This window comes from Campylobacter sp. RM12642, assembly GCF_020137635.1.
Classification (GTDB): domain Bacteria; phylum Campylobacterota; class Campylobacteria; order Campylobacterales; family Campylobacteraceae; genus Campylobacter_E.
In genome coordinates this window covers 1-15,307 of sequence record NZ_JACGAT010000031.1, presented here as the reverse complement: position 1 = coordinate 15,307, position 15,307 = coordinate 1, and the positions used below count along the sequence as shown (strand labels likewise).

General features: G+C 27.3%; 10 protein-coding genes and 2 CRISPR repeat arrays. All 10 genes read right to left on the bottom strand.

From position 1 onward, the window contains the following. Positions 1–173: 173 nt before the first annotated feature. Positions 174–864: a CRISPR direct-repeat array (repeat unit 38 nt; unit sequence AGTTTCAAACCGTGTTGTGATAGAATTAGGTTTGCAAT). 340 nt (positions 865–1,204) lie between these two features. Further along, positions 1,205–1,777, bottom strand: coding sequence for a CRISPR-associated protein Cas4 (gene cas4, locus AVBRAN12642_RS08695; protein ID WP_336607344.1), 573 nt, complete (start codon positions 1,775–1,777; stop codon positions 1,205–1,207). An 11-nt stretch (positions 1,778–1,788) separates the two neighbouring features. Further along, positions 1,789–2,562: a DUF169 domain-containing protein gene (locus tag AVBRAN12642_RS08690; RefSeq protein WP_336607345.1), complete on the bottom strand. Its 774-nt coding sequence runs from the start codon at positions 2,560–2,562 to the stop codon at positions 1,789–1,791. A 1-nt stretch (position 2,563) separates the two neighbouring features. Beyond that, complete coding sequence (locus AVBRAN12642_RS08685; protein ID WP_336608232.1) at positions 2,564–3,346, bottom strand: MetQ/NlpA family ABC transporter substrate-binding protein; 783 nt, start codon at positions 3,344–3,346, stop codon at positions 2,564–2,566. A gap of 9 nt (positions 3,347–3,355) precedes the next feature. Next, entirely contained in the window at positions 3,356–4,021 is a 666-nt protein-coding gene (locus AVBRAN12642_RS08680; RefSeq protein WP_336607396.1) for an ABC transporter permease subunit, read from the bottom strand. Further along, the gene (locus AVBRAN12642_RS08675; RefSeq protein WP_336607397.1) at positions 4,011–4,952 is read right to left on the bottom strand and encodes a methionine ABC transporter ATP-binding protein; all 942 of its coding nucleotides are present in this window, start codon (positions 4,950–4,952) and stop codon (positions 4,011–4,013) included. The genes AVBRAN12642_RS08680 and AVBRAN12642_RS08675 overlap by 11 nt, the downstream gene beginning before the upstream one ends. A gap of 214 nt (positions 4,953–5,166) precedes the next feature. Beyond that, complete coding sequence (gene cas2, locus AVBRAN12642_RS08670; protein WP_336607398.1) at positions 5,167–5,433, bottom strand: CRISPR-associated endonuclease Cas2; 267 nt, start codon at positions 5,431–5,433, stop codon at positions 5,167–5,169. A gap of 2 nt (positions 5,434–5,435) precedes the next feature. Then, a complete protein-coding gene (cas1, locus tag AVBRAN12642_RS08665) occupies positions 5,436–6,374 on the bottom strand; it encodes a CRISPR-associated endonuclease Cas1 (RefSeq protein ID WP_336608233.1) in 939 nt (312 codons plus the stop codon). Between the two features lie 11 nt (positions 6,375–6,385). Then, positions 6,386–11,365, bottom strand: coding sequence for a hypothetical protein (locus AVBRAN12642_RS08660; protein ID WP_336608231.1), 4,980 nt, complete (start codon positions 11,363–11,365; stop codon positions 6,386–6,388). 443 nt (positions 11,366–11,808) lie between these two features. After that, a CRISPR array of direct repeats spans positions 11,809–12,134; the repeat unit is 38 nt; unit sequence ATTGCAAACCTAATTCTATCACAACACGGTTTGAAACA. 446 nt (positions 12,135–12,580) lie between these two features. Next, the gene (locus tag AVBRAN12642_RS08655; protein WP_336607401.1) at positions 12,581–13,576 is read right to left on the bottom strand and encodes a phage head morphogenesis protein; all 996 of its coding nucleotides are present in this window, start codon (positions 13,574–13,576) and stop codon (positions 12,581–12,583) included. Between the two features lie 872 nt (positions 13,577–14,448). Then, positions 14,449–15,307: phage head morphogenesis protein (locus AVBRAN12642_RS08650; RefSeq protein WP_336607402.1), on the bottom strand; the 859-nt coding region annotated here is incomplete at its 5' end.

Here is a 15,307-nt window from a genome sequence, read left to right as displayed (position 1 = left end):
ATATTTTAAAATATTTAAATAATTTAAACTCACTACTAGTTTTTCCACTTTATATTTTTTTACTTAATCGTATTTGTTTTGTATTATTATGTTATATTATTAATTTCTAGCATTCTTACAACAGAATTAGGTTTGCAATAAAGCTTAATGATGAAATTATTTATTAATTAGACAGTTTCAAACCGTGTTGTGATAAAATTAGGTTTGCAATTTAATTTCGTTTTTTTGCTCGTTTAGGCTGTCTTTGTTTCAAACCGTGTTGTGATAGAATTAGGTTTGCAATTTAATTTCGTTTTTTTGCTCGTTTAGGCTGTCTTTGTTTCAAACCATGTTGTGATAGAATTAGGTTTGCAATTAGTTTTAACCGAACTTTACAATATTTAAAGTTTCATGTTTCAAACCATGTTGTGATAGAATTAGGTTTGCAATTTGAGTTGTAGGGCTGAAATGCCCTACCCCTAAAAGTTTCAAACCGTGTTGTGGTAGAATTAGGTTTGCAATCAGGAACAGGCAATGATAGAGCTATTAGATTAAGTTTCAAACCGTGTTGTGATAGAATTAGGTTTGCAATCATTTACCAGCGCCATATCAGAATGGAGATTTTGAGTTTCAAACCGTGTTGTGATAGAATTAGGTTTGCAATTAGAAGATTTACAATGAGCCGTTTTTTAGTTCCTTTAGTTTCAAACCGTGTTGTGATAGAATTAGGTTTGCAATCATACCAGCACTATCATATCCACGATATTCAAGCTCTGTTTCAAACCGTGTTGTGATAGAATTAGGTTTGCAATCAAATATTGTAAAGTTTTTGAGCCACACAAAAATCTGTTTCAAACCGTGTTGTGATAGAATTAGGTTTGCAATAGCAAGGAAAACTTGCTTATATATCAAGTATTTGAGAGTTTTTAAAAAATAGTGATTTTTCCACTTTTAAAATTCTTTCAAATTTTAGTACTTTAGTGGAAAAATTAAACCTATGTTTAGTTTGTATCACTAAAATTAAAAAGCAAATCTAATTCTATCACAACACGGTTTGAAACATGTAATCATACCTAAAGACTCTATATTTCACTCAAAATTGCAAACCTAATTCTATCACAACGAGCGTTTGAAATCATAAGTAGGTAGAAATACCGAAAAGTTAGTAAAATATCGGGCAACTGGCTTAGCCACCCCGATAAACTTTAACACAAACATACTAAATTTACTCCCTATCATCACAATAGTTAAAAAATTCACATTGATTACAAGCATTAAGACTAGCGCTACTATTTGGAAAAATTCCATTATCTAAAAGATTTTTCATATCTTTTACAACTCTTTTAAGCCTAGCAAAATCATTCGGAAAAATATTAAAAACCTTATGTTTTAGATGATTTAATGAACATAAAATCACTCTTTTGCAAGGCTTAGCATAAGTTTTACTAGCCATTTTTGCGTATGCTAGTAGTTGCATTTTCGCCCCGTTACTAAGATTTAGATTATCACTTTGTTTAAACTCAAGCACCACCACCTCATCAACCCCAACAAAGAGCATATCACAAACCCCGCACAATTCTTCATCTTCTAAATATTGATTTTTATAGGCTTTATATTCGCTTAGCCCAAGTTTAGCAAATGTGCGACTTTTGAAAAGCTCATCTTGCTTTTTATGAAAATCATTGCCAAAATCTACATGCTTAGGATATTTTGGTGTAATATCGCAAAAATTATAAAAATAAAATATCCTAGGACAAAACACAAACTGCCTAATCAAACTCGCTTTCAAAAGTTCCATGAAATTCCAATCTAAGCTTTTTTGTAGTAATTACACGAATATTCTATTTTATAATCTATCTTATTTAATTTTAAATTCTCTTCTATAATTTTTTTCTTTTTATCGTGCTCCATTGGATTTATGGTATTTAAAATACCTCTAGCTATACCTTCTAAACATTTTTTATTAATCCCTATTGACATATCATCATCACCCCAACCAGCCTTGTGTCTTGTGCCTGTGCATAAAAATGATATGCTTATATTTTTATTTTGTAAAATTCTAGTAGTACTTTCATAACAAATTGCTTGATTTCCTATAACTTCAAGATTATCACAAATTCCATAGCTATATGTATATCCTTGAAAAATACGCATAGCATTATAAGGATTGCAAATAAAAATTATAACATCAGGTAAATTTAAATAATTTTCAATAGGAGCTATAACAACTCCATAATTTTGCTCTTTAAAGTAGTTTAATTTTGAACGAACATTAAAAGCTGTTTTATCGTCTTTATAAAGCCCCCAACTAGCCCATCTTTGTCCTTTATCATTCAATGTATCAGATGGATTTATACCTAATACTCTAGGAGCACTTTTGCACTTAAAATCAGCTTCTTTTGCCTTATAAGCAGTTCCCATAGCAGCCATTCTTACCATAGCACAATAATTAAGAGCCTTTGATGGCTCTTTAAAATCAATTTTTTCATATTCTTCTTTTGAATTAATTAATTTAATTCCTATAATTTTATACTTTAAAATTAGTGAAGAATAAAGTGTATTAACAATATCAATATAATTCATATTAGTCCTTATAAAACTCAAAAACTCCAGGAAAAGCAGCATTTATCTTATCTTGCACACCTTTATCTTTAAAACTATTTGCAAAATCAATTGCCCATTTTGCATTTTCATTTTTTGCTTTTACAATAACACCCATAGGAACATTTATCATTTCATTATCTCTTGCTAAATAACTTTTTGGGTCTTTTTTAGCATTACTCATATGAGTAAAAAATACGCAAGCAGCATCTAATTCATCCAATGCTTTTACTGTTTGGGCTTGGTCTAAATCTATTATTTGTATATTTTTAGGATTTTGTACAATATCAATAATTGTAGGATTTTTTACATTTTCATTTAATTTTATAAGCCCTATATTTTCTAAAATTCTAAGTGCAATTTGCATATTCATAGCATCGTTCATTATTGCAATTCTTGCATTTTGTGGAATTTCTTCAATATTTTTATATTTTAAAGAATAAAGCCCTATACCCGTATAATAACCATAAGGCTTAACCATCACTAAATCTCCACCCTTACTAGTATTATAATTTTCTATAAATTTTTTATGCTGACCTAATGAAATATCAACTTCTTCACTATTACAAGCCTCAAGGCAAACTGGATTTGCATCAAGTAAAATAAATTCACTTTTATAGCCTTTACTTTCAAAAACAGGCTTAATAGCATCATAAGTTACTTTTGAAATCACAGTTCCACCGACTTTTATGACTTTTTTATCTTCATTTGAACAAGCTATTAGCAAAAATGCCAAAAGCAACAAAATACCTTTAAATATTCTCATTTTTTCTCCTTATTTAAGTTTGTAATAAATAATTTTGCTTATTTTTTCTATTAAAAAAACTATAATTATCAAAATAAAAACTATAAAATACATTATCATCTCATCATATTGTTGATAACCATAAGCAAGTGCAACTGCTCCTAAACCACCAGCACCAATAGCTCCTGCCATAGCACTCATATTTAGCATATTTACAAGCATTATTGTGTAGTTAGAAATTAAAGTCGGTAAGGATTCAACTAATAAAACCTTAAAAATAATTTGTAAATTTGTAGCACCAAAAGATTTTGCTACTTTTATTAAATCCTTATCAATGGTATTAAACGAATTTAAAGTCATTCTAGCTGCAAAAGGAGTACACGCTAATGTAATTGTAAAAATAGCTGCATTTACACCAATTGAAGTGCCTATAAAAAATTTTGTTATAGGAGTAATTGCCACCATTAAAATAAGGGTGGGAAATGATCTTATTAAATCAGTAAATTTTTCTGCTAAGAAAAATATAATTTTATTGGGCTTTAAACCATCTGGTTTAGTGATAAACATTAAAATTCCAAGTAAAAATCCAAAAAAAACTGAAAAAACAAATGAAAAAAATATCATTTTTAAAGTTACTAAAATTGATGGAATAATTAATATATTCATATATTCAAATAATCTTGTATCACCAAACATTATCATCCTTTTGTTTATAAGTAATATCTAGACTTTTTAATAAATCTAAAAAAGTATTTTTATCAATCTCATTTATTGAAATATTAATTTGCATAGTAGAAGTATTATTAAAATGATGATAATTAGTACTTATAATTTCATAAGGATTATTTAAAATTTTTGATAAATCATAAAATATTTGCGTATACTTTTCATAATTTTTTATATATAAACTAAACTCTAAACCTGATTTATTAAGCCTAAAATCATCATTTAAGAAAAATTCACTGGCACTAAATAGATTAGATATCTCGCCATTTTTTATATAATAAATTTCATCACAAATTGCCCTTACCACATTCATTTCGTGAGTTACTATAATTATTGTTATATTTAGTTTTTCATTTAATTCTTTTAATAGTTTTAATATTGATTCAGTAGTGCCTTCATCAAGTGCTGATGTACATTCATCACATAATAAATACTTAGGCTCTAACGATAAAGCCCTTGCTATTGCTACTCTTTGTTTTTGCCCACCACTTAATTCATTAGGTTTTACATAAAGTTTATCAAAAAGCCCTACTAGTTTTGCAAGTGATTTTACTTTTAAATCAATTATATTTTTATCATATCCCCAACACTGCATAGGTAAAGCAATATTATCATAAACATTTTTTCTTGATATTAAAATATAATTTTGAAATATCATACCTATATTTTTTCTAGCTATTCTTAGTGCTTTTTCATCTAAAGTATTGATTAATTGATTATCTATATAAATTTCACCACTTTGAAATTTTTCTAAGCCATTTATACAAGATAGTAATGTAGATTTTCCTGAGCCACTTTTGCCTAAAATTGCACAGATTTTACCATCATTTATTTTAAAGGATATATTGTTTAAAATTTTATTATTATTGTAAAATTTATTTAAGTTTTTTACAACTATCATTGATTTCCTTACGCCAATTTGTATGCATAACAAAACAAATTATAACAGCAAACAATAAATATGAGATTTACTCATTTTCCCTAATCACTATTTTAAATTCTTTATTTTTTTTCATCGTTTTACTCAAACATACGAAATTTATACTAAGCAATAAAATTTTATAAACAAACAACATTTAAGCTTAAACATATCTAAGCTAAACATACGAAATTTACTAAATACTATCAAAACTAAGTTGCTCTAAATCGGCCTTTTTATAACCGTGCGTATCGTCTAAATCTATCTCACACCTACACAAAAACGCCTTATCCCCATCATCACAAAGCTTTTTAAAAAGCTCTTTTACCACCTTTATCTCGCTTTTGCTAAGCTCTCCATAAAAGACTGATTTTTGGATATTTAAAAGTCCTAAATCCTTTAGCTCTTCAAAAAGTTTTGTTCGTGATTTGTTATCTTCTATATCGTAGCTTACAATATACACGCTCACCACCTAAACACATAAGAATGATAATTATTCGCACCGCACAAAAACCCACTAAGCTTATAAACTTGTCTTTGTATGATGCTTTCAAGACTTAGTTTAGAGTGATTATATGGCAACTTTTTAGCAAGTGAGTTAAAAATCTCATTTGAAATTAGCTTTTTACACTCATTAAAATCGCCCTTTAGCTGATGCCTTAGCTTGATGATATTTCTATCAACTAAAAAACTTCTATACTCTTCCATAATGTCCAAAACTAACGATGGCTTAGCACTTCTTAAGCTATGAAGCACTCCAAAATATGGGTTTAACCCTGCGTTTATCACGCTTTTATAAATTATGTTTAAAAGTATTGCGTAGCCGTAATTTAGGGCTTTATTTACATTATCATCTGCATATCTGCCCATGCGATTTACAAACTCATCTCCTAAAAGCCTTGTTTGTCTAAGATAATCAAAATAAACTTTTGCCGCACTTCCTTCAATGCCAAAAATGCTATCTTTTGTCATTTTATAAGTTTTTAGCTCGTTAATAAATGTTTTTAATTGCTCGGTGGTTTTTTGTTTTAGCAAATCATCTTGCAAATACCTTGAAAAGTATAAAATCGTGGAGCGTTGGTTTTTGATTTTACCTATGATTAGCTCTTTTGCTAAGGCTAGATCTTTGCCGTTTTGTTCGCTTAAAATCTGATGTTTTATCACATTTACGCTTTTATGCTCGTGTAAAGTGTGTAAAGCTAAATGAGATTTAAAATCATTAAAAAATATCTTAACCCCACGCACTCCACAAGCATAGGCTAAGTCACTACTTAGTCCTACACCACGAGATTTTATACTTATGGTTTTTAGGTTTTTAAGTGGATATTCTTTGATTAACTCTCCATCTTTTTTAACTACTAATCTAGCCGATTTTAGCCCCAAATACACCCCGTAAGAATTCACTACGAGATGTTTTAGCACTCTAAACCTTTGTAAATATTTTTTATATTTTTTACATTGCTTGAAAAATTTCCATTTGTGATAAACGATATTTTTAACACATTTTCACTATTTTCCAAAACATCTCTTTTTCTATATGTTTTAGTGTCAAAATTTTCTAACTCTTCTTTGTGTTTTATAATTTCATATTTAAAAAGTTCTGATTTTTTCTTACCATTTTCAGCAATTCCACCAAAACCAAAAGATTTATTAAATAAAATATTTTTACACAAATAAAAAAAGTCATAGTTGATTTTGTTATCTACAATTAAATTTAATTTATTTGTGGAATTAATATTATCAAAATTAATTTCATCGCAATTTATTGTTTTTAAAAAAATATTTGCATTAATTTTATTAATCTCTAAAACAATATTTGAGCGTGTTTTCTCTTGATATAAAATTTCTATACTTTTAAAAGGTATAACATCTATGTTTTTAATTTCTTTTATATCACAAATCCTATACTTTGCAAAACCAGCTTTAAATTGTTTGTGATTGTTAAGAAAATCAATAACCACTAAAATATCTTTTAAGTCTTTTGGTAAAACATTCAAGTTAAAAAACGGAACTGATATAACAGAATTTGTCTTTGTGTTTGTATATGGCAAGGCTTTTACTCCACTAGATGAATTAGTCCACATACCCTCAAAGCCACCATTTCTACGAATTATCATATTTGATGAATTTTTAACCTTTAAAGAATAAATCATTTTTTTAAAATCTCTAAGTTTCCTACCTTTAACATTAAAAAATTCATTATAAGTTTTAAACAATTTGTCTTTATTTAAACTCACTTTACTATGATACTTCACTGCAAATTCTTTTTTAATTTCATCTAAATTTTTATCTTTATTTACAATATAAAATCTTTTTAGTTCTACAGCTTTAGTAACTTTATCAAACTCTTTTTCGCTAAGTTTAAAAATATTATATAAATCATCATATTTAGAATAAAATTTTTGTTTTATAATATTTAAAATATCTTCTTCGCTATCCGTTTTATTAAGATATAAAAACTTAAGTGATTTTTCTAAGTTTTCTTCTCTTAAATCATTAAAAATATCACGCTTTTTATTTTTTAAAACACTAACAAGTAACATTTGAGTTTTAATGCTATCAGATAATATTTCATCTGGATTTTGTCTTATGATAAAATATTCTTGATTTTCATTTACTTTATCTTTAAGTGTCTCATAAAATTGATAAGTTTTATTAGGCAAATCATTTTCTTTAAACTCTTTAAACCTAACACCATCAAAAAACAATTTATCTATCTCTTCCCTGCCATAAGCTGATAATTGCTTAAATACTTTTTCTAAAGTTTTATTTTTAAAAAAGTCTGTATTTTTTGCTTTAAATTTTGCAAAATAAATATCAAGCATTAAATTAGTATCTATAAAAATTTGCTTAGTCTCATCTACTTTTTTATCATTTTCTACATACTTAAATTTGCCATTCGTATCTTTATAAATATAGTATTTTTTACCTTTGACTTTTGCAAAAACTACGCTTGTGATATCTTTTGACAAATCAATTAGATTTTTTGAATGCTGATTAAACTTATAGTTTTTAATATCACTTATATCAATACTACTTAAAAAATCTAATTCGGTTTCGTTTTTAGTGGTATAAATTTCATCAAAACTTAAAGAATATATGCTTTCTTTAAATAGTCCAACTCTGCTTTCTTGATTTTTGGGCTTTAATTCTTCATATGATTTAGAATTAAGTCTTATTATTTCACAATCATCATTAAACACATCACTTAAAAAATCATATTTTTTGTATGTATGATAAAACACCAAACTAGCATCAATAGTATGGCTTAGCTCATCTTGAGTTTTAAGTTTATTAAGCTTTACAAACTGCTCTTTTTGATTTTCGTTTATTAATTTAGTAGTAAATGCTTTTCTAGTGTCGCTGATTGTTTTTGAGCTAATACTATTTGTTTCAAAACCTATTTTTAAATAAGTATTTTTTATGTAATCATATAGATCAATAAGACTATTTCTTACATCTTCACTTATAAATTCATGGTTTTTAGAGTTTTTACTCCATTTTCTTGGTCTTGTAAAAAGTTCGTTTAGATACTCATCATTGCATATAATGTTGAGTATAAATTCTCTTTTGTTTTTAGGAAAATGATTGCTTGTTTTTGTAAATTTTTTTATCTTTTGTAAAAAATCTAAAAATTCATCGCTATTTAAAATGTTTTTTAAATTCTTTTCTATAATTTTTCTTTTAATTTTTTTATGCAAAAGATTTACAAAACGCTTTTGCACGCCATTTACAAGGCTTGATACTTTTGACATTTTCAATAATTCTAACGCTTTATCAAACACATCTTGATAACTACTCACACCATCTAAAAATAACGCATGTCTAAATGCGATTTGCTCTAATCTACTTAGTGAATGATAGCTCCTATACTCGCTCATTTTTGGCATATTGTTTTTTATAAATTTTTTGAAATTACTTTCATTTATTAGGTCTTTTTTTGTAGTTTCTACTTTTTTGCTTTTTTTATCATCTTTAGGAGTGATTATTAAATTTATCTCTTCATAAATACCTTTTAAGTACTCATCACTTAAATCATCAAGCTTTTTATAATTATCTTTTTTCTTTTGGTTTCCATTGCTGCTTACTAAAATCAAGTTTGCTTCCTGGTTAAACTCACCACGAGATGAACTTCTAGGGATTATATGGTCATACTCTCCTTGTTCTTTGATAAATTCAACTCCTTCATAAGCACATACAAGCTTTTCATCGTTTTTATTTGTACTATCCGAATTTCTACTTGTTTTTACCATATCTTTTAACTCTTGTTCAAACAAAAACTTATTTTGCTCTGTATTTATATGAATTTCATCAAATTTAGAAAAATCAATGCCCTTACTAGATAAATACTCAACTATATTATAAGATACTATATCAAGTAATTTTTCAACCCCACCATTAAACTCTCTAGCTGAGTTTTTGCTAAGCGTTTGGCAAATCGCTACTTTAGAGCCATTTAGCCTAAACATAACTTCTTTTGAATGCTCTTTACAATAATTTGCAAAACCACTTCTAGGCTTCAATAAAGTATTATAAATTTGTAGAATAAAATTAAATTTTCCATAAATTTCGTATGTTTGAAGCCTTGTATAAAGTTCATTTACTAACTCAAAATATTTAATGATTTTTTGAAAAATCTCATCATACTTTTGAACTTTACTAAATTCATCATTACTTAACAATATCTTTTCTTTGCTTAAAGTTTTTTCTGCTTTATACCAAAAGCTATTTGAATTTGATTGATAAATTTTATTGATTTCTACTAAATCTTTTTCAATTTTTTGCTTTTTTATATGGTCTTTAAAATCTTCAACACTATTTTTATCTTTAAAAAATTCATACCCCAACAACGCATTTAAATCTTGTAAAATCATATTTGTTTTATGTGGAGTTTTGCAAGTACAAACAGATAGCTTATCGTTTAAAATGATACCATTTTTAGCAAGTTCTATTTCTTTATAGTATTCTTTTGCGAATTTTTGCAAAATTTCATAATTTTTATCATTTAAGCCAAGTTGTTTAAATCCATTTTTTATCATACTTAAAATTGATATTTCATTATCATTTAATTCATCTTTTAATTGTTTTAAAGCAGTTTTTCCTAAGTGCAAATACCTTGGATATAGCAAACTACCCTTTGGTAAATATTCTTTAGAAATATCCAAATACCTTTGTGTTAAAATCTCTATTTTTTGTTCTTTATCGCTTTTTAGACCACTAAAAATCTCATCATTTAAAATGGTTTCAAATATATTTTCTAGATTATTTTGTTCTAAAGCTTCTTTTTTCAGCATTAAGGCATTGCAAATTTGACCTTGCTTATTAACTAAACTCTCATAAGGGGTGATACTTCTTGTAGGATCACAAGTTTTTAAAAAATCGAAAGCTTTGCCATTTTGATATTTTTCGCCTAAAAGCTCTAACATATATTTTTTGTTTTTTAACTCATCATCACTTTTATATGGGATATAATTTATATTATCTTTTATCGCTTTATATAACTTTTTATCATCATAAATAGCGTTTGATTTACCATTAAAATACTGCCTAAACACTCTAGTTTGAAGATTTGAAAGATTGCAAATGATATTATAAAGCTCATCTTTAGAAATATTTAAAAAATCATAAAGATTTTTAATTTCTGAAAATCCTGTTTTGAATTCTTTTTTAATGTTTTTCAAATTTAGTTTATCAACATTGCCTTGAATATTCTCAAAACGATTTAATAAATCCTTTATATCATTTTGATATCTTTTTCTGTGCTTATTATTGGTATTTTCAAGCTCTTTTATAACCGAGTCTATATAGTTTTGCAATTGTTTGCTATCAAAACCATCTTCTTGTTTTTGCAAATTTGCTTTTACAACTAACCTTTTTTGCTCTTTTAAATCTTGTAAAATATCATAATCTTTATCATCTAAAGCTTTGTCTATTTGACTATTTATAACATCATCTATATCTTTTTTATTTTTAGCACCGATAAAGATAGTTTCGATTAATTTTTCTTGATTTTCTTCATTTATGTTATCTATATTTGGAGTATTTACATAGTTAAACCCACGATGTTTAAAAAGCCCATAAAATAATTCTAAAATACGAATTTGGATATACTCATCTAAAGTTTTAAAATCTTCGTTAAATATATATGAAGCTAACTCTTTAAAGGCTCTTACTACAAAATATTTTCTATTATGGTTTCTTCTTGTGTGTCTTTTAGTAGTTCTTTCATCAACTTTAAAATTTATTTTATCTACTACAAAAGTTGAAGAAAGTGACTTATTTAGTTCTCCTGTAACAGGATTAAAAAGCCCCTTTGCACCTATACCAACCCCATAAAATCCATAATATTTAGCACCTGCATCAAGATTTAAAGAAAGAATTTGTTTATCATACATCATTACTCCTTTATATAATTTATTTATATTATATAAGGATAATATAAATATAAATTAAAATAATAATTGTTAAGTATTAAATTATTTACAATCTACCACAAGTGGTTTAAAAATATATAATATACAAAAGCAACAAATAATATTTTAGATAATATATGAAAATGGGAGAGCACCATCTCTCCCTATCAAGGTTACAGAGCTTTGCAAAAGCAAAGATGCTAGAGCTTGATTTTTTACTAACTTTTCGGTATTTCTACCTAATTATGATTTCAAACGCTCGTTGTGATAGAATTAGATTTGCTTTTTAATTTTAGTGATACAAACTAAACACAGGTTTAATTTTTCCACTAAAGTGCTAAAATTTGAAAGAATTTTAAAAGTGGAAAAATCACTACTTTTTAAAAACTCTCAAATACTTGATATATAAGCAAGTTTTCCTTGCTATTGCAAACCTAATTCTATCACAACACGGTTTGAAACATTCCAGCAATAGCACTTATTACAAGTCCGATAGATTGCAAACCTAATTCTATCACAACACGGTTTGAAACACTAATAAAATATGCGTAGTGGCTGTTTTTTTATCAAATTGCAAACCTAATTCTATCACAACACGGTTTGAAACAACAAATGCAAAAAGCACTAGATGAGATAATGAGATTGCAAACCTAATTCTACCACAATACGGTTTGAAACTAATTACAAAATCTACAGCATCGCCTACTAAATGTATTGCAAACCTAATTCTACCACAACACGGTTTGAAACTTAAAAACAAAAATAAAAAACTTATCGTAATTTTTTATTATAAGCCCAATTCTAATAAAATTTAAATAGAAAAATAAAAACCTATTATTACCAAAATTGTTATTAATGCTTTTTTGCAAGACCTGCTTTTATATCTAAATTATTAAGCTTATTTATGCTTTTTGTTAGCTTGTCCATCTTATCGGTGCTTAACTTTGCAATTTGCCAAGTTTTTCTAATCTTTCTTGCTGTGTTTTTAGCTTATCAAATCCACCTAAGGCTAACTTTAGCCCTAAGCCAAATTTCATCTCCATTAAGTTCTCCTTAATATTGTTTATTTATAATGCCCTTAACTTTGTGCGTGATTAACACAATTAGAAAGAGGGCTTGTAACAAAAGTAGGGGATTTGTTAAAGCTTTAAAAGGTCTAATCAACCTTGCGTTAGTTAGCTTTACCTCGCCCGACCATTAATCTGAACTATTAAATATCAGACTATCTACTAAATACCTATCTTTATCAGGTCTTAAAACAAGTTTATATCTCCTACCTAAAATACTATGAATGATAGTTTTACCCCTTGTTTTGCTTTCTTTTTCGTCTATACTACCCTCTTTAATAATTCTTTCTATTAGCGTATAGTCTAATGGTATAATATCTTTATGTTTTAAATGTGTTGCTATTTGGTATTTATCTATAAATACACTAGCTCCATTTAATTTAGCTACTTCTATAAAGGCATGTTCTCTGTCTTTTAAATTTTTAGTGATTTTGCTTATTTTTTCCCTAAAAGCGTCATTTATCTTTTTACTTGTCTTATCATCTAGTTTTGTGATACCCATTTGCTTCATCTTTTGCTTTACAAAAGCTTCATATTTAGGCTTATATTCATCATAAGAAGTCTTTATTTTTTTATATAAATTCTCTCTTTTCATATAATCAGAATAAGCATTATTCATAATCCTACGAGCTTGTTTTCTTATAGTTTCATCTACACTTTTTACCTTTTCTTCTAATACTTTAAATAAAGCATTATTAGGCTCAATAGGGTTATTATCAAATCCACGCACAGCAGCATTTAATGAGCTTCTTTTATCTTTTTCGTTTTCTTTATAGCCAAGTGCTTTAGCTTCATCAAGGCTTAAAACCTGTGTTTTACACCTACAACCCCAGCCATTAGGCGGGTAATTGTTACGCCAAAAAGAATGCTCCTTAGGTAAAATAAGCCCGTGAAAGGCTTTATGACTATCTCTTACTCTATTATCCATAATTGCCACATATCTTAAGTAAGGCTTATCGCTAATTAGTTGTTTTTCATATCTTGCAAAGCTATATACTTGTCTTAGGTTTTGATTAAAAACAACTCTTAAATGATTTTTATGTAAGCCACTAGCGTTTTTAAGCTCTTCTACACAATCTTTAAAGCTTGTGCCATTTAAATAAGCTTTTTTAAGTATGCTATGCATTCTTTTAAGTGTTTCAATTTCATTTATCCCACTTATTAAGAATGTGCGATTATATGCACTAAAGCGAAGTTTATCTAAATCATAATCTTTAGGTAATTTATCATCAAAGTATTTAATTGCGTCTAAAGGACTTAGATTGGTTGAATAAGTGTGTTTTATTCTTCTGTATCAATTACAACAGTATCTCTACTAAGCATGCATGGATTTCTGTAGCTAATTCATTATGTTATGAATTTGTTTTATGACAATATACGAAGATTTTAACACAATCTCAGTAAGTGAGATAAAAGAAAAAACAAAAGACCTTTTAAAAAATCATCTTAAAGATAATTTAAAGAACTTTTAATGGTAAGTTTAGATAATAAATTTACACAAATGAAGGCTAAGCTTATTGCTAAAATTTGATTTGACAAATAAGTTTAAATGAATTAAAATGCCATACAAGAAATGTTATGTGTTTGTGGTATCATCGTTATGGGGTGACGGGTCATTGGCTATGAAACACTCAACCCTCCGTTCTTACTTCTTATAAATTTGACAAGTAATGCAAAATCCACTAAAATATCACAATAACTACTATCAAGTATGAGACCAAAGACAAATGCGGCGAGTCCTCTTTATCTCATTACTGAGCCGCTAGTAGTTATAAAAAAAGATAGTTAATGTTATTTAGGCAACCTGTATAGATGGCACATAATAGCTTGGCGTAACCAAGTGAAAACTCGGGGCTCAACTTCTTAAATAACTAAGCCATCTCTATCTTTTTTTATAAATCACTTTACCTATGTTTAATTCTTTGAAATATTCTTCATTCTCACTTAAAAACATAGTTTTATTATTTATCACATCGCCTTTTTGATTTACTACCATTACTAAAGCTTTTTTATATTATCATCATAAAACCATTTTATATATGTTTTTTTGATGACTGACTTATCAAATCTAGGGTCTAATTCTTGACTTAGTCTAATCTCATCAGGGTCATTTATTAGCTTTGGGAAATAATCAATGTATAAATGACGATTTCTTTTTTTGATTTTTGGAGCATTTTTCTTTTTATCCATAAAAAATATATCATCAAGTCTTATTACATCGCCTATCTTATCAACTAATAATTCTCCTTTTTTAGCATTAAATCTTTCATAAACTTTATTTAAAGCCTCTTCATCGCTAAGATTTTCATAGCTTGGATTTTTTGGTAATTTATCAAGACTAGAGCTTAGCTCAAGGTTTACATTATTACTTACACCAATCCTTTTATCATACGCAAATTGCTCGTATGCTATATTTGGTGGATTTATCATTATTTTATATTTTCTTGCTTCTTTTTCACTGATTGGTATTACATAACATTTGCAATTATAGTCGTTTGGTGGGTAATTTATCAGCCACCAAGCATCATCTTTATGGATTGCAACATTATTCATTTTAGAATGACTACTTCTACTTGTGCTAAGCTTTGCTGATTTGTAAAGCCAATATGTTTTATAAGTGTAGTTCATCATCACTTTTGCACGGCTTAGATTATAAGATCTTTGCATATTTGTTGTATAGATTGTTTTAAGTCTTGTTGAGTTTATATTTATTACTCTTACTTCGCCTGTGAGTGGATTTACAATGTCTTTTTGTCCGTACCAGTCTTTATCACTTAAAGTAGCTTTTAAACCCTTTTTAAATTCATTAAATCCTACGCCATCTTTTTGAGCCTTAAGTAATGCATCGTGAATACCA

Bases quoted from the DNA above. Each gene is read 5' to 3' on its own strand.
- cas4 (WP_336607344.1), bottom strand. From the start codon at position 1,777: ATGGAACTTTTGAAAGCGAGTTTGATTAGGCAGTTTGTGTTTTGTCCT.
- AVBRAN12642_RS08690 (WP_336607345.1), bottom strand. From the start codon at position 2,562: ATGAATTATATTGATATTGTTAATACACTTTATTCTTCACTAATTTTA.
- AVBRAN12642_RS08685 (WP_336608232.1), bottom strand. From the start codon at position 3,346: ATGAGAATATTTAAAGGTATTTTGTTGCTTTTGGCATTTTTGCTAATA.
- AVBRAN12642_RS08680 (WP_336607396.1), bottom strand. From the start codon at position 4,021: ATGTTTGGTGATACAAGATTATTTGAATATATGAATATATTAATTATT.
- AVBRAN12642_RS08675 (WP_336607397.1), bottom strand. From the start codon at position 4,952: ATGATAGTTGTAAAAAACTTAAATAAATTTTACAATAATAATAAAATT.
- AVBRAN12642_RS08660 (WP_336608231.1), bottom strand. From the start codon at position 11,365: ATGTATGATAAACAAATTCTTTCTTTAAATCTTGATGCAGGTGCTAAA.
- AVBRAN12642_RS08655 (WP_336607401.1), bottom strand. From the start codon at position 13,576: ATGCATAGCATACTTAAAAAAGCTTATTTAAATGGCACAAGCTTTAAA.